The sequence below is a fragment of the Actinomycetospora sp. NBC_00405 genome (assembly GCF_036044095.1).
Taxonomy (GTDB): Bacteria; Actinomycetota; Actinomycetes; order Mycobacteriales; family Pseudonocardiaceae; genus Actinomycetospora; species Actinomycetospora callitridis.
Genome location: NZ_CP107938.1, coordinates 1,005,110 through 1,024,080, shown reverse-complemented (window position 1 = coordinate 1,024,080; position 18,971 = coordinate 1,005,110). Strand labels below are relative to the sequence as shown.

Annotated in this window: 17 protein-coding genes; 13 read left to right on the top strand and 4 right to left on the bottom strand. The window is 73.5% G+C overall.

Going from position 1 to position 18,971, the window contains the following annotated elements; translation table 11 throughout:
* Positions 1–47 precede the first annotated feature (47 nt).
* From OG774_RS05035 to hisG, 3 genes are all read left to right on the top strand, one after another.
* Complete coding sequence (locus tag OG774_RS05035) at positions 48–749, top strand: HAD family hydrolase (protein WP_328307271.1); 702 nt, start codon at positions 48–50, stop codon at positions 747–749.
* 197 nt (positions 750–946) lie between these two features.
* Positions 947–1,210 carry a phosphoribosyl-ATP diphosphatase gene (locus OG774_RS05030; RefSeq protein WP_274194808.1) on the top strand — a complete coding sequence of 88 codons (264 nt, stop codon included), beginning with the start codon at positions 947–949 and terminating at the stop codon, positions 1,208–1,210.
* A 31-nt stretch (positions 1,211–1,241) separates the two neighbouring features.
* On the top strand, positions 1,242–2,138 hold the full coding sequence (gene hisG, locus OG774_RS05025; RefSeq protein WP_274194807.1) for an ATP phosphoribosyltransferase: 897 nt from the start codon (positions 1,242–1,244) through the stop codon (positions 2,136–2,138).
* A gap of 3 nt (positions 2,139–2,141) precedes the next feature.
* Here hisG and OG774_RS05020 read toward each other — a convergent pair whose 3' ends face one another.
* Positions 2,142–2,948, bottom strand: coding sequence for a thioesterase family protein (locus OG774_RS05020; RefSeq protein ID WP_442873945.1), 807 nt, complete (start codon positions 2,946–2,948; stop codon positions 2,142–2,144).
* A 96-nt stretch (positions 2,949–3,044) separates the two neighbouring features.
* Between OG774_RS05020 and OG774_RS05015 the strand changes: the two genes are divergently transcribed.
* The gene (locus tag OG774_RS05015) at positions 3,045–4,076 is read left to right on the top strand and encodes a hypothetical protein (RefSeq protein WP_328307269.1); all 1,032 of its coding nucleotides are present in this window, start codon (positions 3,045–3,047) and stop codon (positions 4,074–4,076) included.
* Positions 4,077–4,096: 20 nt separating this feature from the next.
* Here the strand turns inward: OG774_RS05015 and OG774_RS05010 are convergent, their stop codons facing one another.
* Positions 4,097–4,942 carry a RecB family exonuclease gene (locus tag OG774_RS05010; protein ID WP_328307267.1) on the bottom strand — a complete coding sequence of 282 codons (846 nt, stop codon included), beginning with the start codon at positions 4,940–4,942 and terminating at the stop codon, positions 4,097–4,099.
* A gap of 160 nt (positions 4,943–5,102) precedes the next feature.
* Here OG774_RS05010 and OG774_RS05005 point away from each other — a divergent pair, with 160 nt between their 5' ends.
* From OG774_RS05005 to prcA, 8 genes are all read left to right on the top strand, one after another.
* Positions 5,103–6,095: a tRNA (adenine-N1)-methyltransferase gene (locus OG774_RS05005; RefSeq protein ID WP_328307265.1), complete on the top strand. Its 993-nt coding sequence runs from the start codon at positions 5,103–5,105 to the stop codon at positions 6,093–6,095.
* Positions 6,096–6,278: 183 nt separating this feature from the next.
* A complete protein-coding gene (arc, locus tag OG774_RS05000; RefSeq protein WP_328307264.1) occupies positions 6,279–8,081 on the top strand; it encodes a proteasome ATPase in 1,803 nt (600 codons plus the stop codon).
* Between the two features lie 41 nt (positions 8,082–8,122).
* Entirely contained in the window at positions 8,123–9,394 is a 1,272-nt protein-coding gene (locus OG774_RS04995) for an esterase/lipase family protein (protein WP_328307262.1), read from the top strand.
* Complete coding sequence (locus OG774_RS04990; RefSeq protein WP_328307261.1) at positions 9,391–10,701, top strand: multidrug effflux MFS transporter; 1,311 nt, start codon at positions 9,391–9,393, stop codon at positions 10,699–10,701. Before OG774_RS04995 ends, OG774_RS04990 begins: the two co-directional genes overlap by 4 nt.
* A 10-nt stretch (positions 10,702–10,711) precedes the next feature.
* Positions 10,712–12,229 carry a depupylase/deamidase Dop gene (dop, locus tag OG774_RS04985; RefSeq protein ID WP_328307260.1) on the top strand — a complete coding sequence of 506 codons (1,518 nt, stop codon included), beginning with the start codon at positions 10,712–10,714 and terminating at the stop codon, positions 12,227–12,229.
* Positions 12,230–12,302: 73 nt separating this feature from the next.
* Positions 12,303–12,497, top strand: coding sequence for a ubiquitin-like protein Pup (locus tag OG774_RS04980; protein WP_274194800.1), 195 nt, complete (start codon positions 12,303–12,305; stop codon positions 12,495–12,497).
* Between the two features lie 146 nt (positions 12,498–12,643).
* Entirely contained in the window at positions 12,644–13,480 is an 837-nt protein-coding gene (gene prcB / locus OG774_RS04975) for a proteasome subunit beta (RefSeq protein WP_328307256.1), read from the top strand.
* 73 nt (positions 13,481–13,553) lie between these two features.
* A complete protein-coding gene (gene prcA, locus OG774_RS04970; protein WP_328307254.1) occupies positions 13,554–14,351 on the top strand; it encodes a proteasome subunit alpha in 798 nt (265 codons plus the stop codon).
* Between the two features lie 5 nt (positions 14,352–14,356).
* Here prcA and OG774_RS04965 read toward each other — a convergent pair whose 3' ends face one another.
* Positions 14,357–15,847, bottom strand: a complete 1,491-nt coding sequence (locus OG774_RS04965) for a bifunctional phosphatase PAP2/diacylglycerol kinase family protein (protein ID WP_328307252.1) — start codon at positions 15,845–15,847, stop codon at positions 14,357–14,359.
* 38 nt (positions 15,848–15,885) lie between these two features.
* Positions 15,886–17,433 carry a bifunctional phosphatase PAP2/diacylglycerol kinase family protein gene (locus tag OG774_RS04960; protein WP_442873994.1) on the bottom strand — a complete coding sequence of 516 codons (1,548 nt, stop codon included), beginning with the start codon at positions 17,431–17,433 and terminating at the stop codon, positions 15,886–15,888.
* 136 nt (positions 17,434–17,569) lie between these two features.
* On the opposite strand from OG774_RS04960, the gene pafA reads away from it, so the two are divergent.
* Positions 17,570–18,928 (top strand): Pup--protein ligase, encoded by a 1,359-nt coding sequence (pafA, locus tag OG774_RS04955; RefSeq protein WP_274194795.1) that lies wholly within the window; start codon positions 17,570–17,572, stop codon positions 18,926–18,928.
* Positions 18,929–18,971 lie beyond the last annotated feature (43 nt).

The window sequence follows — 18,971 nt, the reverse complement described above, 5'->3', positions numbered from 1 at the left end:
GTCGACGTGCGGCGCCGCGTCCAGCCGATCACGTAGAGGAGCTCCCCGTGGGGTTGCAAGCCGTCCTGTGGGACATGGACGGCACGCTGGTCGACACCGAGGGCCTCTGGTCGGTGACGATCCAGGAGCTCGCCGCGCACCACGGCGGCGAGCTGTCGGCCGAGACCCGCGAGGATCTGACGGGGTCCAGCCTCACCCGCACCGTGCGCGCGGTGCGGGCCGAGGTGGGCCTCGACCCGGACGACCACGACGGCGTGACCAGGGACGGCCGCTGGCTGACCGACCGCACCGCGGAGGTCTTCGGCCGGGGCGTCCCGTGGCGCCCCGGCGCCCGGGAGGCCCTCGCGATGGTGCGGGCCTCGGGGCTCCCGACGGCGCTGGTCACCAGCACCTACCGGGAGCTCACCGAGGTCGCACTCGACACGATCGGCCGCGAGTTCTTCCACGTCACCGTGTGCGGCGACGAGGTGCCGGCGACGAAGCCGGACCCGTCGCCCTACCGGCTGGCCACCGAGAGGCTCGGCGTCGACCCCCGCGCCAGCGTGGCCGTCGAGGACTCACCGACCGGCACCCGCTCGGCCGTGGCGGCCGGCGCGACGGTGCTCGTCGTCCCCGCCGAGGTGCCCGTGCCGGCGGGGAAGCGCCGGGTCCTGCGCGAGAGCCTCGTCGGACTGACCCTCGACGACCTCCGCGACGTCCTGCGGAACGGGTCGGGGAGCGACCACCGGACGCGGGCCGTTGCGCGCTGAGCGCTCCGTCACACGGTCGGCAGAGCGGCTCCGCACGAAGGAACCAGCGTCGTGACCGGTTTCCCGACCGACCGCCCGTTCGGCGCGCCGGAGAGCCCGGACGGCGCCCCGGACGAGCGAGGGACGAACAGCCCGGACGCACGAGGAGAATCCCGTGGTGTGCGACTTCCCGTGACGCCGTGCGACGATGGCTCGACGTGAAGACGTTCGACGTGCTCTTCGACGAGCTCACGACCAAGGCGCGCGACCGGCCGGAGGGATCCGGCACCGTCGCGGCACTGGACTCCGGGGTCCACGCCCAGGGCAAGAAGGTGCTCGAGGAGGCCGGTGAAGTGTGGATCGCCGCCGAGTACGAGACCGATGACAAGCTGGCCGAGGAGATCTCCCAGCTGCTCTATCGTGTCCAAGTGATCATGCTCGGGCGCGGTCTCACGCTCGACGAGGTCTACAAGCACCTGTAGTCGACACCCACAGGTGTCAGGAGGAGGAGCCGTGCTCCGCGTCGCCCTACCCAACAAGGGGTCCCTGTCCGAAGAGGCGTCGACGATGCTGCGCGACGCCGGCTACCGGCAACGCACCGACAGCCGCGACCTGACCCTCCACGACGAGGCCAACGGCGTCACGTTCTTCTACCTGCGCCCCAAGGACATCGCGACGTACGTGTCCGAGGGCCAGCTGCACCTCGGCATCACCGGGCACGACCTCACCGAGGAGTCCAGCGCCTCGGTGAACCAGCTGCTGCGGCTCGGCTTCGGGCACTCGAAGTTCCGCTACGCCGCCCCGGCGCGCAACGAGTGGACCGTGCAGGACCTCGCGGGCAAGCGGATCGCGACCTCGTATCCCCGGCTCGTGCGGGCGAACCTCGCCCAGCAGCGCATCGCGGCCAAGGACGTCATCCGCCTCGACGGCGCCGTCGAGATCTCGATCGAGCTGCAGGTGGCCGACGCCATCGCCGACGTCGTGAGCTCCGGGCGCACCCTGGCCCAGCACGGCCTGGTGGCGATCGGGGACCCGATCACGGAGTCCGAGGCCGTGATCATCGATCGCAATGCCAAGTTCGACCAGGCGCCGGACACGGCGGACATCGAGCGCTCGAAGTCCCGCTTCGTCGAGCGGCTGCGCGGCGTCGTCTACGCGCGTCGCTACGTGATGCTCGACTACGACTGCCCGATCGACCTCAAGGAACGGGCGATCGAGCTGACCCCGGGCATCGAGTCGCCGACCGTCGCGCCGCTGTCGAACGAGAAGTTCGTCGCGGTGCGCTCCATGGTCGAGCGCAAGCGGGTCAACGACATCATGGACGAGCTCGCCGACCTCGGGGCCACGGGCATCGTGACCTCGTCGCTGCAGTCCTGCCGGGCCATCGGCGCCACGAACGGCACGCGCTAGGGATCAGCGCGGCCGGACGGTCAGCGCCTGGGCGGCCCTCCCGACCCGTCCGTGCTCGTCGTGGAGCACCGAGAACGCCGTCCCCAGCCCCTCGGGGCCGATGACGCTGTCGGCGTCGAGCCCGATCCACTCGCCCCGTGGGGCGCGGTGGACGTGCACCGTCAGGTCGGTGTTGACGAAGAGCCAGTCGTTGAGGTCGAGCCGTGACGCGGCGCCGTTGGTGGAGTCGGCCACCGAGGCGAGGCGCTGCCACGGCGTCGGCTCCTCGTTGTCGACGACCGGCACCAGCAGGCGGCCCCACGTCTGCCCGGGCCCGGACTCGCCGAGGTGCCCGGCGATCCAGCGCCACTCGAGGGCGTCGAGGTAGCCCGGCAGCCAGCCCTCGGGGGTGGGGATGACGCGGCCCTCGTCGGGGCCGGGCATCGTCGGTCCGGGATCGGTGGCGGCGGCGGACGTGTCGGTGACCGCCAGGCGCCAGCCCGCGGCGCGCGCCACCGCCCGGCCGTCGGCGGCGAGCTCCGCGGACACCAGCTCGATCGTGCGCCCGGGACGCTCCACGCGGGCGGACACGGTCAGCTCGCCCACCGGCACCCGCCCCAGCACCTCGACGGTCAGGCGCGAGAGCACCACCTCGTCGCGGGGCTCGCAGCGCTCCAGCGCGCGGACCAGCAGCGCGCTCGGCGGGCCCATGTGCTGCGCCCCGGGGAACCAGGGGCCCGCCGTCGAGTCGGTCGCGAGCACGCGCTGGGTCCCGGGCGGGTCGTCGGCCGCGGGCGTCAGCAGGCGGAAGAAGGGCTCGGTCGGGGTCACGGGGGCTCTCCGCAGCGGGGTCGGGGGAGGGGAGCGGGACGGGGTCGGGGTTCGCCCTCGCTACGATCATCGCCTGCCACCGACCAGGGGGACCGTGTGACGGGAGCCAGGACACGCGTCCTGCTGGCGGTGCTCACCGCCGCCATGGCCATCGCGGGCGTGCTGGTGGCGACGTCGCTGGGCGGGGCGGGCTCGGGGCCGGAACCCTATCGAGGGCCGTCGCGCGACCTCTACACGCATCCCTTCGCCTGGGACTCCGTCTGGAACCTGCCGCTGGCGCAGTCGGCACAGTTCGCGCCGTTCAACACGCAGGCCCGCGACGTCTACCTGGACATCGAGAACATCAGCGTCGACCCGGCGTTCCCGGTGCGCGAGGCGGTGTGGCCCCGCGGCCGCGTCGACGTGCACGTCGACCCCGGGCTCTCGGCCGACGGCTCGTACAACAACTGCTCGACCTTCCTCGCCGACACCCCGGACGGGGAGACGGTGGTGGCCGGGCAGCCGCTGCGCCTGCGTCCCGGCGGCGACCCGTCCTACGACTTCTCCTTCCCCGCGGTGCCGCTGCGCGGTGACGGCAGGCTCGGGTGCCACGGCGGCTCGAACCTCTCCGGGATCGGCGGCAGCATCCGGGTCGGCGAGATGTCCAAGCCCGAGCCCCTCCGGCACCCGCTGAAGATCAACCTCAACTGCGAGCTGAGCTGCAGCACCGCGCAGGAGGGGTTCCGCTGGCCGGCCTTCAAGGCCGACGGGGCCTTCCGCGACGTCTACCGCGGGCCGGACCCGCGCGTGCACATGGGGACGCTGATGGGGCTGCCCCCGGACGTCGACCTGAGCTGGATCACCGAGCCCGACACCCGCAAGATCGCCGAGGCGTTCCGCGACTACGGCGCCTACGTCGTCGACGAGACGGGCGGCGAGCCCTCCAACGCCCTCAACGCCCAGGCCGGCGCCCAGAACGAGATCCCCAACATCGACTCGCGGCAGATGGTGCGGCTGTTCACCTCGCTGAGCATCGTCACGAACAGCACCGAGGCCACCCCCGGTGGCGGGGCCCTGGGTACCCCGCGCCGGGCGCCGTGCGCGTTGCCGTTCCCCGACGGCACCGGCGGGGCGCCGCCCGGCTGCTGACGTCCGGTTACTGACGTCCGTCACCCCGGCTCGCGAGGGCGGGGGACGGGCAGCGGCGTGGGCCAGCCCGGGTAGGGCGGCGGCGTCCCGCCCCAGGCCGGACACCGCGGGCGGTGGTCGCAGAAGGCGCACCCGGGGCCGGGGTTCGGGCGGAAGTCGCCGGAGGGCGCGGCCCGGCGGATCGCGGACCACACCGCCCGCAGCACGCCGGCGAACCGCTCGAGCTCCGCGGCCGTGGGGCGCAGGGTCAGCGTCGTCACGTCGCCGAGCTGCAGCAGCCGCACCGTCGGCACCACGCCCCGGCTGCGGGCGAGCAGGAGCGCGTAGAACCGCACCCCGAACAGCGCCCGCAGCTCGCCGCGCACCGGCGGCGCCCGCCCGGACTTGTAGTCGACCACCGTGAGCCCGTCCGGCCCGGTGTCCAGCCGGTCGACGTGGCCGCGCAGCGGCGTCGGCCCCTCGGGCCCCTCCAGCTCGGCCTCGACCCGCAGCTCGCGCGCCTCCGACGTCACGCCCCGCGGGTCCTCCAGGGCGAAGTAGCGCTCGAGGAGCGGGGCGAGTCCGGGGTCGTCGCCGAGCAGCGCGCGATCGGCGGGCCCGAGCTCGTCGAGCACGTCCCGGGCGAGGTCCTGCGCGGCGTCCGGGCGCCGGTCGTCGGGCGCGAGGGCGTGCAGCCGCTCCAGCACCGCGTGCACCACCGTGCCCCGCAGCGCGGCGGGCGAGGGCGTCTCGGGCAGCCGGTCGATCGCGCGGAAGCGGTAGAGCAGCGCGCAGCGCCGGAAGTCGACCGCCCGCGAGGGCGAGAGCGCGGGCGGGCGCGGCGGGGCCTGCTCCCCGGTGTCGACCGTGTCGGTCTCTGCGCTCATGTCCGCCACGGTAGGTCGGCACCCCGACAGCTCCTGTCCTCCTCGCGGGACGCGCATTCGCCCGCCACGAGGGGCACGTTGCGCATGATCGACGGACGCGGCGACCTGCCGAACGTGCCCCTCGCGGCGCCGCACCCCGCGGTCCCTAGGGTGGGTCGTCGTGCAGAGCGACGGAACGGTCACCGACGAGACGCCGGTCGAGACCGTCGCGCCCGAGGACGGCGACGCCACGGACACCGACGCCACGGACACCGGGCCCGAGGACAGCGACACCGGGGACACCGGGGACACCCCGCCCGTCGACACCCCCGACGAGCGCGGCCCCGTCCGCAGCGGCCCGTTCCGTCCCGGCGACCGGGTGCAGCTCACGGACCCGAAGGGCCGGCACTTCAGCCTGGTGCTCGAGCGCGGGCAGAGCTACCACACGCACCGCGGGGCGATCGCGCACGACAAGCTGATCGGCGCCCCCGAGGGCAGCGTGGTGCTCTCGGCGGCGAACACGCCCTACCTCGCCCTGCGTCCCCTGCTGCCCGACTACGTGCTCGCCATGCCCCGCGGCGCCCAGGTGATCTACCCGAAGGACGCGGCGCAGATCCTCATGTGGGGCGACGTCTTCCCGGGCGCGCGGGTGCTCGAGGCCGGCGCCGGATCGGGTGCGCTGACGTGCAGCCTGCTGCGCGCCGTGGGGCCGGCGGGGCACGTGCGCTCCTACGAGGTGCGCGCCGACCACGCCGAGCACGCGGTCGCGAACGTCGAGCGCTTCTACGGCGAGCGCCCGGAGAACTGGGACCTGCGCGTCGGCGACCTCGCCGACCACGACCCCGAGGAGACGGCCGACCGGATCGTCCTCGACATGGCGGCGCCCTGGGAGTGCCTCGACGTCGTGCGCGCGACGCTCGTGCCCGGCGGGGTGCTGGTCGGCTACGTCGCGACGACGACGCAGCTCTCGTCGCTCACCGAGGCGCTGCGCGAGCAGGCCTGCTGGACCGAGCCGCAGGCGTGGGAGGCCATGGTCCGGCCGTGGCACGCGGTGGGACTCGCCGTCCGTCCGGAGCACCGGATGATCGCGCACACGGCCTTCATCGTGACCGCGCGACGCTTGGCGGACGGCGTCACGCCCCCTCGCGTGCAGCGGCGACCCAGTCGGGGCTGACCGTCCCCGACCAGGTCGGATGTCGACCGAGGGTGAGCGAGGGGTGCTGTTCCGTGGTGGTCAACTCACCCACCGTGACAGCGCGCAAGGGGGTGGCGTGAGAAGTCCGTCACCGGGACGCTACTCCACGGACACCTCGATTCGCGGGTACGGTTGCGTCACGGAGTAGCGGAGGAGGGCGCCGTGACGACTGACGACGACCCCAGGGGCCGATCCGACCAGGGCCGGGACCGCGGTGAACGTGGCTCGGCGGACATGGCAGCACAGGTGCGCTTCCTCGAGGACGAGGTCGCGCTGTTGCGGCGCAAGCTGACCGAATCCCCTCGGCACGCGCGCATCCTCGAGCAGCGACTGGGGGAGGCGCAGCAGCGCGTCTCCCAGCTGACCGAGCGCAACGACAAGCTCACGGAGACGCTGAAGGAGGCGCGCGCGCAGCTCGTCTCCCTCCGCGAGGAGGTCGACCGGCTCGCGCAGCCGCCGTCGAGCTACGGCGTCTTCCTGGTCGCCCACGAGGACTCGACCGTGGACGTGTTCACCTCCGGCCGCCGCATGCGGGTTGCGGTGTCGCCGGCGGTGGAGACCGCCGAGCTGACCCGCGGGCAGTCCCTGCGGCTCAACGAGGCGCTCACCGTCGTGGAGGCCGGCGAGTACGAGCGCATCGGCGAGGTGTGCGCGCTGCGGGAGATCCTCACCGACGAGGACGGCAGCCGGACGCGGGCGCTGATCATCGGGCACGCCGACGAGGAGCGGGTCATCCACCTGGCCGACTCGCTGCTCGGGGCGGACGGGCCGGAGCTCAAGCCGGGCGATTCGCTGATGGTCGACTCCAAGGTCGGCTACGCGTACGAGAAGGTGCCGAAGGCCGAGGTCGAGGAGCTCGTCCTCGAGGAGGTCCCCGACGTCGCCTACACCGACATCGGCGGTCTCTCGCGGCAGATCGACTCCATCCGCGACGCGGTGGAGCTGCCGTTCCTGCACGCGGACCTGTTCCGGACCTACCAGCTGCGCCCGCCCAAGGGCGTGCTGCTCTACGGCCCGCCCGGCTGCGGGAAGACGCTCATCGCGAAGGCGGTGGCGAACTCCCTGGCCAAGAAGGTCGCCGAGACCCGCGGTGAGGACAGCCGCGACGTCAAGGCGCACTTCCTGAACATCAAGGGCCCGGAGCTGCTCAACAAGTTCGTCGGCGAGACCGAGCGGCACATCCGGATGATCTTCCAGCGGGCGCGCGAGAAGGCGTCCGAGGGCACGCCGGTCATCGTGTTCTTCGACGAGATGGACTCGATCTTCCGTACCCGTGGTTCGGGCGTCAGCTCGGACGTCGAGACGACGATCGTGCCCCAGCTCCTCTCGGAGATCGACGGCGTGGAGGGGCTCGAGAACGTCATCGTCATCGGCGCCTCCAACCGTGAGGACATGATCGACCCCGCGATCCTGCGGCCGGGCCGTCTCGACGTGAAGATCAAGATCGAGCGTCCCGACGCGGAGTCGGCGATGGACATCTTCGGCAAGTACCTCATCGACGGGCTCCCGGTCCACGAGGAGGACATCGCCGAGTTCGGCGGCAACCGCGCGGCGTGCCTCGAGGGCATGATCGAGCGGGTCGTCGAGCGGATGTACGCCGAGACCGACGACAACCGCTTCCTCGAGGTCACCTACGCCAACGGGGACAAGGAGGTCCTGTACTTCAAGGACTTCAACTCCGGCGCGGTGATCGAGAACATCGTGGGGCGGGCGAAGAAGGCCGCGATCAAGTCGCACCTGGAGTCGCAGCAGTCCGGTCTGCGCGTGCAGCACCTGCTGGACGCGGTGGTGGACGAGTTCGCCGAGTCGGAGGACCTGCCCAACACGACCAACCCCGACGACTGGGCCCGGATCTCGGGCAAGAAGGGCGAGCGGATCGTCTACATCCGCACGCTCGTCACCGGCAAGGGCGCGGCGCAGGGCAAGGAGATCGACACGGCCTCGAACACCGGCCAGTACCTGTGACACGAGAAGCTGTGTACGCCCAGTACCGGTAATCTCGGGTCATGACCGACGAGCACACCCGGCCGTCCCGCACCCCGGAGCGCACCCCCTCGAGGGATCGCAACGAGGTCCGCGGGGCGGCCGTCGTCGCGTCGGAGGCGATCGACATCGTGTCGCGCCCCGTCCAGGGCACGCACGAGGCCGTCGCGGGCACCGTCTTCGGCGCGCTGCGCAGGGTCGGGCTCGGCCCGGCGTCGCGGCCCGTGCAGGTGGTGCACGACGGCATCAGCTCGGGCGTCTACGCCGCGGTGCGCGGCATCTCCCACCTCGCCGGGCGCGGCATCGGTGTCGCCGCGGGCCTGGCCCGTCCCGGGGAGTGGCGTCCCATCACCGGCAACCCCACGGGCGCCGTGATCACCGGGGCGATCAACGGGCTGGTCGGCGACCACATGGTGGCCCTCGACAACGACCTCGCCGTGCCGATGGCGCTCTACACCTCGACGCTCGAGGACGAGCACGACGCGTTGCCCGGTGACCCCGAGGAGCTCCGCGCGGCCGTCGCCGACCACCCGGAGCGCGACCTCGGCCGCCTCGTGCTGTTCGTCCACGGCCTCGGCGAGACCGAGCACGCCTGGCGCCTCTACGGCGAGGCGAGCGCGGGCGAGGGCTACGCCGAGCGGGTGGCGTCGGCGACCGGCGCGACGCCCCTGCTGCTGCGCTACAACTCCGGCCTGCGGATCGCCGACAACGGGGCCGCGCTGTCCCTGTTGCTCACCGACCTCTGGAACCGGTGGCCCGCCGAGGTCCGCCGGCTCGACCTCGTCGGGCACTCGATGGGCGGGCTCCTGCTGCGCCACGCCTGCCACCACGCCGTCGAGACCGGTCAGCCGTGGGTCACCACGGTCCGGCGCATGATCTACCTCGGCTCGCCGCACCGCGGGGCGCCGCTGGCCCACCGCGTCGACCAGCTCGCGTCTGGTCTCTCGCGCTGGTCGCGCTCGGCCACCTGGGGCCAGTTCCTCGACCGGCGCTCCGCCGGCATCCGCGACCTCGTGGCCGGGGTGTCCGACGCCGAGGTGCCGCTGCTCGCGCACGCCTCGCACCACGCCGTGGCCGCGTGCGTCACCAGCTCCGAGCGCCACCCGCTGGCCAATGCCCTGGGCGACCTGCTGGTGCCCGTCGACTCCGCGGGCGGCGCGATCGCCGACGTCCAGCCGCTGACGTCGTCGCACCACTTCCACCTGCTCAACGACCCGGACGTCCACGACCACCTGTTGCGATGGCTCACGGCGGAGGACCCCGCGGTCGGTCCCACCGAGGACGAGCCCGCGTGACCGGGCCCGCCCCGTCGGAGGACCCGACGGCAGGGGCGGGGGAGGACCGGAACGGCAGCCCGACCGTCAGCAGGCGCGCGCACCGCGCCCGGCTGGTGGTGCTCGGTGCGCTGACCGCCGCCGCCCCGCTGTCGCTGGACACCTACCTGCCGGCCCTTCCCGCGCTCACCGCGGACCTGGCCACGACGCCGTCGGTCACCCAGCTCTCGCTGACCGCCTGCCTGGTCGGGCTGGCGCTGGGCCAGCTGGTCGCGGGCCCCCTGTCCGACGTGCTGGGACGGCGGCGTCCGATGCTGATCGGGTCCGCGGGGTTCGCGGTCGCCTCGGTGCTGTGCGCGGTGGCGCCGAGCGTGGAGGTCCTGATCGCGCTGCGCCTGGCGCAGGGCCTGCTCGGGGCGGTGGGGATCGTCGTGGCGCGCGCGGTGGTCCGCGACACCAGCGACGCGACGTCGTCGGCACGCTCGTTCGCCACGCTGATGCTCGTCTCCGGGGTGGCGCCGATCGTCGCGCCGGTGCTCGGCGGCCAGCTGCTGCGCGTGACGAGCTGGCGCGGGGTGTTCGTCGTGCTGGCGGTCTACGGGGCCCTGGCGGGCGTCGCGGTACTGCTGCTGGTGCGCGAGTCGCTGCCCCGGTCCCGGCGTCGCGCGGGGAGCGCGGCGGCCACCGCAGCCTCGTTCCGCGTGCTGCTCTCCGACCGGCGGGTCCTGGCCTGCGTCCTGGCCGCCGGCCTGCTGTTCGCGGCCATGTTCGCCTACATCTCGGGCTCGACCTTCGCGCTGCAGGAGCTCTACGGGCTCTCGCCGCAGGGGTTCTCGGGGGTGTTCGCGGCCAACTCGGTGGCCATCGTCGCGTCGGTGCAGGTGGCAGGGCGTCTCGCGGGCTCGGGGCGGGTGCGCCCGGAGCGGCTGCTCGTCGTCGGGCTGGGCGTCGCGCTCACCGGCACCGGCGTGCTGCTGGCGTCGGCGCTGCTCGACGTGGGCCTCGCCGGCATCCTCGCGGGCCTGGTCGTGACCGTCATCGGCGTCGGGTTCGTCCTGCCGAACGCCACGACGCTCACCCTGGCCGACCACCCCGAGCACGCCGGGAGCGCCTCGGCGCTGCTCGGCACCGCCCAGTTCCTGGTCGGGGCGGGCACGGCCCCGCTCGTCGGTATCGCCGGCGGCCGCTCCGCGGTGCCCATGGCGGCGACGATGGCGGGGGCGGTCGTGGCGGGTGCGGTGGTGTTCGCGGTCCTGTGGCGGGGCCCGGAGCGGGGCCCAGAACGGGGCCCCGGGTCGGAGCAGGCCGCGCGCCCGTCGCACCCGTAGGGTCGAGAGCATGACCGCGCGGCGCATCATGGGCACCGAGATCGAGTACGGCATCTCCGTCCCCGGCGACCCGGCGGCGAACCCGGTGATCACCTCGACCCAGATCGTGCTGGCCTACGCCGCGGCGGCCGACGTGCCCCGCGCGCGCCGCGCCCGCTGGGACTACGAGGTCGAGTCGCCGCTGCGTGACGCCCGCGGGTTCGACCTCGGGCCGAGCGCGGGCCCGCCGCCGGACACCGGCGACCTCGACGACCTCGGCGCCGCCAACGTCATCCTGACCAACGGCGCCCGGCTCTACGTCGACCACGCGCACCCGGAGTTCTCCGCCCCCGAGGTGACCACCCCGCGCGACGCCGTCATCTGGGACAAGGCGGGCGAGCGGGTCATGGAGGACGCCGCCGAGCGCGCCGCCACCGTCCCGGGCACCCCGCGCATCCAGCTCTACAAGAACAACATCGACGGCAAGGGCGCGAGCTACGGCTCGCACGAGAACTACCTCTGCGCCCGCCAGACCCCGTTCCCGACGATCATCACCGGCCTGACGCCGTTCTTCGCGTCGCGGCAGGTCGTCTGCGGCGCCGGCCGCGTCGGGCTCGGGGCGTCGGGCGACGAGGCGGGCTTCCAGCTCTCCCAGCGCGCCGACTACATCGAGGTCGAGGTCGGGCTGGAGACCACGCTCAAGCGCGGCATCATCAACACCCGCGACGAGCCCCACGCCGACGCCGACAAGTACCGCAGGCTGCACGTCATCATCGGCGACGCGACGCTGGCCGAGTACTCGACGTTCCTCAAGTGCGGCACCGCGGCGCTCGTGCTCTCGATGATCGAGGGCGGGGTCCGCTTCGACGACCTGCGCCTGCTCGAGCCGGTGCGCTCGGTGCACCGCATCAGCCACGACCCGACGCTGAAGACCGTCGTCGAGCTCTCCGACGGGCGCAAGATGACCGCGCTCGACATCCAGCACGCCTACCTCGAGCGCGCCTGGAAGCACGAGGAGACCACGCAGGACGGCGAGATCGACCCGATGACCCGCGAGGTGCTCGACATCTGGCAGCAGGTCCTCGACGACCTCGGCACCGATCCGCTGCGCTGCGCCGACCGCCTCGACTGGGTGGCCAAGCTCGACCTGCTGCAGAGCTACCAACAGCGCGACAACCTGCCGTGGGACTCGCCGAAGCTGCACCTCATCGACCTGCAGTACGCCGACGTCCGTCAGGCCAAGGGCCTCTACAACCGCCTGGTCTCCCGCGGTTCGATCAAGCGGCTGGTCGACGAGGAGGCCGTCCGCGCCGCGGTCACGTCCCCGCCGGAGGACACGCGGGCCTACTTCCGCGGCCGCTGCCTCGAGCGCTACCCCGGCGAGGTGGCCGCGGCGTCGTGGGACTCGGTCATCTTCGACCTCGGACGCGAGTCCCTGGTGCGGATCCCGACCCTGGAGCCCCTGCGCGGCACGCGCGGGCACGTCGGCGAGCTCATCGACAACTCCGCGGACGCCAGCGCGCTGGTGGAGGCGCTGACACGGGGGTGATCCGCGGTACGGGCGGATGTCGCTCTCGATGGGTAGGGTTCGACCTGCAGTACCGAGGACCCGGGAGGCAGCCATGGCGCAGGAACAGACCCAGCGGCAGGGCGGGGGCGACGACGGCGACGGCGGCGAGGACTCGACCGCCGCCGGCCAGGAACGCCGCGAGAAGCTCGGCGAGGACGTCGACACGATCCTCGACGAGATCGACGACGTGCTCGAGGAGAACGCCGAGGACTTCGTCCGCGCGTACGTCCAGAAGGGCGGCCAGTAACCTCCCGGCGGAGCCTCGCAGCCCGCGCCGGAGACATCGAGAACCCCGCCGCCCCCGCGGCCCGGTACGCCGGGTCTCGGGGGCGGTGTTCCATCACCCGACAGACCCGCCCAGCCCACACGACCTGCCTAGGAGCGCCCCCACCGATGGAGCCCTCGTCGGCCCTGCACCCGGCCTACTTCCAGGCCGGGACGGCCTCGTTCGTCGATTTCCTGCGCGAGGTCCGGCCCGACCTCCTGCCGGGGGCGAACGCCCGGCCCGTGACGGCCGAGCAGGCGGGGCACGTCGCCGCTGCGCACGGCACGACGATCGTCGCCGCGGTCTACGACGGCGGCGTCGCGATCGCCGGCGACCGTCGCGCCACGATGGGCAACCTCATCTCCTCGCGGGACATGCAGAAGGTCTACGTCACCGACGACTACTCGGCGGCGGGCATCGCGGGCACGGCCGGGCTGGCCGTCGAGGCGGTCCGGCTGTTCGCGGTCGAGCTGCAGCACTACGAGAAGCTCGAGGGCGTCCAGCTCACCTTCGACGGCAAGGCGAACAAGCTCGCCGGCATGGTGCGGGGCAACCTCGGCGCCGCGATGCAGGGTCTGTCGTTCGTGCCGCTGTTCGTGGGCTACGACCTCGACGCGGCCGACCCGGCCCGCGCCGGGCGGATCGTGTCCTACGACGTCGTCGGCAGCCGCAACGAGGAGACCGACTACGCCGGCGTCGGCTCGGGGTCGCTGTTCGCGAAGTCGTCGCTGAAGAAGCGCCACGACCCGTCCGCGTCGGCCGCCGACTGCGTGCGCACCCTCGTCGAGGCGCTCTACGACGCCGCCGACGACGACAGCGCCACCGGCGGCCCGGACACCATCCGCGCGATCTACCCGATCGTGGTCACCATCGATGCCGAGGGCGCCACGATGCTGCCGCAGGAGGAGACGGCCGCGGTCGCCGAGGCCGTCGTCGCCGGCCGCCGCGAGAAGCCCGGCGGCTGAGCCGCACCCTCCGGACAGCACCCCCTCCCGCCCGACCCCACCCGACCGCCCGACCCCAGGAGCGCTCCCCGCCATGACGATGCCGTTCTACGCGTCGGTCGACCAGCTGATGCGCGACCGTTCGGAGCTCGCGCGCAAGGGCATCGCGCGCGGGCGCAGCGTCGTCGTGCTGACCTTCGCCGGCGGCGTGCTGTTCGTGGCGGAGAACCGCTCGAACTCCCTGCGCAAGGTCTCGGAGATCTACGACTCGCTCGGGTTCGCCGCGGTCGGGCGCTACAACGAGTTCGAGAACCTGCGCACCGCCGGCATCCGCTTCGCCGACGTCCGCGGCTACTCCTACGACCGCCGCGACGTCTCCGGCCGCTCGCTGGCCAACGCCTACGCCCAGATCCTCGGGGCGAGCTTCATCGAGCAGCAGAAGCCGTTCGAGGTGGAGCTGTGCGTGGCCGAGGTCGGCGCGACGCCGGAGCGCGACCAGATGTTCCGCATCACCTACGACGGATCGATCTCCGACGAGCCCCGCTTCGTGGTCATGGGCGGCACCACCGAGCCCATCAGCGCGGCGCTGCGCTCGTCGTACGAGCCGGATCTCGAGATGCGCGACGCCCTGCGCATCGCCCTCGAGGCGCTGCAGTCCCAGAACGGGACCTCGTCGACCGCCTCGGCCGAGCCCCTCGGCGTCGACGCGCTCGAGGTCGCCGTCCTCGACCGCGCCCGCCGTCCCCGCCGCACGTTCCGCCGGGTGACCGGCGCCGCCCTCGCAGCACTGCTGCCCGGCGACGAGACCCCGGCCGCCGAGGAGACCCCCGCCGAGGACACCGGCGCGGGCGACGAGGTCTCCGGCGCCGGCGGCGCCGACCCGCAGGCCTGAGCGCCCTACGGTCGCGGGATCTCCTCCCGCGACCGGTACACCGGCACCGGCTTGGGCGCGATCCGGAAGACGAAGCGCTCGCTGTCGGGCTGCACCTCGCCGTCGGTGGCCAGCCCGACCGGCGGGCCCACCACGCGCACCGACAGCCGCGTCCTCGTGTTCGCCACGTAGACGCGGCTGCGGGCGAGGGTGCCGGCGAGGACCGAGATCATGAACCGGGTGCGGGAGAACGGCACGTCGGCCCGCAGGTAGCGGACGTCGAGCACCCGCGCGTCGAGCCGCGGGCGGGACAGCGGGGCCATGCCGCGCGGCTGGTAGCCGCCGTTGCCGACGAAGAGGAGCCAGAGGCTCTGCCGCCGGCCGTCGATCTCGACGACGAGCGGGGTCGCCTCGGCGAGCACCCGCACGAGGGCCATGGCCGCCGACGGCCACTTGCCCCACTGCTCCTCCCAGTCCTCGCGCAGCTTGACCATGTCGGGGTAGCCGCCGAGGCTCGCCGTGTTGACGAACGCGACGGTGCGCTCCTCGCCCTCGGCGGGGGTGATGTCGACGAGCCCGACGTCGACGAGCACCGCGTCGCCGTCGCGGGCGGCGGCCAGCGCCGAGGGCGAGTCGTCGATGCCGACGTCGCGGGCGAAGTGGTTGAGCGTGCCCTCGGGCAGGACGACCAGGGGCACGTGGCGGCGCTGGGCCAGCCCGGCCAGGGCCGCCACCGAGCCGTCGCCGCCCGCGACCCCGATCGCGCGGGTGGCGCCGCCGTCGACCATCGGGCGGTCGAGGGCGGCCTCCACCTCGACGACGAAGTCCTCGCCCGCCGTCGGGATGACGACCTGGGCCTTCGGGAGCACCGCGTGGATCTCGGCGTGCACCTCGGCGACCGGGTCCTCCTCGTCCTCGTCCCCGCCGACCCCGACCACGGGCGCCACGATCTGGCCGAGGGTCTCGAGCGGGCCCGGGGTGCCGGCGGACCGGTTGGCGACGATGACGAGCCCCGCGCCGTCGCCCAGGGCCGGGGCACCGCCCGCGGGACGGGCGCGGGCCGGGGCGTGGCGCACCACGGGCCACCAGCGTCGTGTCAGCGTCGCGATGCCGGCGCCGAGCACCGCGCCGGCGGCCACGTCGGCGAAGGTCCGCTCGCCGAGGGACACCCGGGCGGACGACACCCCGATCGCGAGCGGTGCCAGCGCCGCCCCGAGCACCGGCGACTCCATGGCCGCGCCGGTGACGAACGCCGTCGAGGACGCGGCGTGGGCCGACGGGAAGCGCCGCGACCACGGGCGGGAGCGGGGGAGCAGGGGCTTGGCCAGCGCGTGGGCGACGGTCGAGGTGGCGGCGGCGGCCAGGATCCCGCGGACACCGGCGCGCCGCAGCGGCCCGCGCCCGGAGGCCACGAGGCCACCGGCCACGGCCGCCCAGACGAGGCCGCGGTCGGCGGTGCGGTCGAGGCGCCGGAGCCAGGAGGACCAGGCGGGGGAGTCGGAGCGGGGAGCGGCCACGACCGGGAGTACGGCTGGGGTCACGGGATGCTTTCGGGTCAGCGGGCGGTGGCGCGGTGCGGCCACAGCGCCTCGTCGCGGCGGTAGATCGGCACGGGGTGGTCGGCCACCCGGTAGCGCAGGCGTTGTCCCTTGCCGACGACCTCGCCGTCGGCGGCGACCTCGACCGGTCCGTCCAGCAGCTCGATGTCCAGCGACCGCATGGCGCTCTCCTGGTAGATCCGGTTGTGGCCGAGCACGCCGGTGGCCAGCGCCACGAAGGCGCGGGCACGGGCGAAGCGCCGGTCGGCACGCAGGTAGCGGACCTCCAGCACACCGGTGTCGAGGCGGGGCCGGTACGACGGCACCATCCCGGTCGGCACGTAGGGCCCGTTGCCGACGAACAGCATCCACACCGACCGCTCCACGCCGTTGAGGCGGACGCGGATGGGCCGGCTGCGCTTGAGGGTCACCAGCAGAGCGGCCACCGCCGACGGCCATTTGCGCCACCGCGGCTGCCACTTCTCGCGGAGCCGGACCATCTCGGGGTAGCCGCCGAAGGCCGAGGTGTTGACGAAGACGACGCGCTGGGGCTCCTGGCGGCCCTCGGCGTCGGCGTGGATGCGCAGCTCACCGAGGTCGACGGCGACGGCCTCGCCCGCCCCGGTCGCGTCGATGGCCTCCTGGGTGTCGTAGACGCCGACGTCGCGCCCGAAGTGGTTGAGGGTCCCGGCGGGTACGACGGCCAGGGGCAGGTCGAGGTCCTCGGCCACCCGCGCCGCGGCGGCCACGGAGCCGTCGCCGCCGGCGATGCCCAGCGCCCGCACCCCGGGCCGGCGGGCGGCGTGGGTGAGGGCCTCGCCCAGGTCGGCGTGCTCCTCGAGCCGCAGCACCCGGGCGCGCGGCAGGGCACTCACGAGCTCGTCGTACGGGTCGACGCCGGCCTTGCCCGAGCGGCTGTTCACCATCATGACGAGGCCCTCGCCGTCGGGGAGGCTCGGCGCGCCGGCCACGGGGCGGGCGGCGGCCTCGTCGATGTCGCGCACCGGCAGCCAGCGCCGTGTGGCCAGCGCCACGCCCGCCCCGAGCGCCACGCCGGTGGCGACGTCGCTGGTCCAGTGCACGCCGACGTGGACCCGGGAGTACGCCACCGTCAGGGCCAGCGGCACGACCCACGACGCGGCCTTCGGGCTCTCCATCGCCACGGCGGTGGCGAACGCGGCGGCGGAGGCGGCGTGGCCGGAGGGGAACGACGACGACGTGGGCGGGAAGTCCAGCGAGCGGTACTCCGGCAACAGCTCCGCCGCGGGCCGGCGGCGGGGGACCAGGGGCTTGAGCACGCCGTTGGCCAGCAGGCTCGCCCCCGTGATGGCCAGCGTGCCGCGCAGGGCGCCACGGCGGGTGTGGCGCGTGCCGGCGGCGAGCACGGCGGCGACGCCGAACCAGAGCTTGCTGTGGTTGGCCGACCTGCTCAGCGCGGCCAGCGCAGGGTCTGCGGCCGTGTAGGGCAGCGCACCGATGGCGGTGGTGATCCGGCAGTCCTGCTCGTTGACGTCCGCGAGGCGTCGCCGGCTGCCGCGCGCGCCCTGGCGTACCCGTCGTCCCACGCCGTGGGAGAAGTCCGATGCCAGTCCACGTCCCGGGAGTGCCACGGGGCCGACCGTAGTGATCCGGTCGGGGAGACCCGGGACCCGGCCGCTCGAGGAGCATCACAGGGCCCCTCGAACGCTTAGGGTGGTGCGCATGCAGCGGAGGATTTACGGGGTCGAGACCGAGTTCGGTGTCACCTGCACCTTCCACGGCCAGCGGCGACTCTCGCCCGACGAGGTGGCCCGCTACCTGTTCCGCCGGGTCGTGTCGTGGGGGCGGTCGTCCAACGTCTTCCTGCGCAACGGCTCGCGCCTGTACCTCGACGTCGGCTCGCACCCGGAGTACGCCACCGCGGAGTGCGACTCCCTCACCCAGCTGGTCGCCCACGACAAGGCGGGGGAGCGGATCCTCGAGGACCTGCTGCTCGACGCCGAGCGGCGCCTGGCCGACGAGGGCATCGGCGGCGACATCTTCCTGTTCAAGAACAACACCGACTCCGCCGGCAACTCCTACGGCTGCCACGAGAACTACCTCGTCGGCCGTTCGGGGGAGTTCTCCCGCATCGCCGACGTGCTGCTGCCCTTCCTCGTGACCCGCCAGCTCATCGCCGGCGCCGGGAAGGTCCTGCAGACGCCGCGGGGTGCGGTGTTCTGTCTCTCCCAGCGCGCGGAGCACATCTGGGAGGGCGTGTCGTCGGCGACGACGCGCTCGCGCCCGATCATCAACACCCGCGACGAGCCGCACGCCGACGCCGAGCGCTACCGCCGCCTGCACGTCATCGTCGGCGACTCGAACATGAGCGAGGTCACCACGCTGCTCAAGGTGGGCACCACCCACCTCGTGCTCGAGATGATCGAGCAGGGCGTGCAGTTCCGGGACTTCACCCTCGACAACCCGATCCGCGCCATCCGCGAGATCAGCCACGACCTCTCGGGACGCCGCCCGGTGCGCCTGGCCGGCGGCCGGGAGGCCAGCGCGCTCGACATCCAGCGCGAGTACCACGCCCGCGCCGTCGAGCACGTGGCCCGCCGCGGCTCGGACCCGGTCACCGAGCGCGTGCTCGAGCTCTGGGGCCGGACGCTGGACGCCGTCGAGCGCCAGGACCTCTCCCTGATCGACCGTGAGATCGACTGGGCCATCAAGCACCGCCTGGTGCAGCGCTACCGCTCCAAGCACGACCTCGGGCTGTCGAGCCCCCGGGTGGCCCAGCTCGACCTCGCCTACCACGACATCCGTCGTGGCCGCGGCATCTTCGACCTGCTCCAGCGCAAGGACATGGTCGACCGCGTCACCGACGACGGCGAGATCGAGGCGGCCAAGGACACCCCGCCGCAGAGCACCCGCGCGAAGCTGCGCGGCGACTTCATCGCGGCCGCCCAGGCCGCCGGGAGAGATTTCACCGTGGATTGGGTCCACCTCAAACTGAACGACCAGGCCCAGCGAACCGTCCTCTGCAAGGACCCCTTCCGCGCCGTGGACGAACGCGTCGACCGACTGATCGCGACCCTGTAACCGCGCTCACGTCGGCAGCGTGCGGCGGGGCGCACGAGGTAAC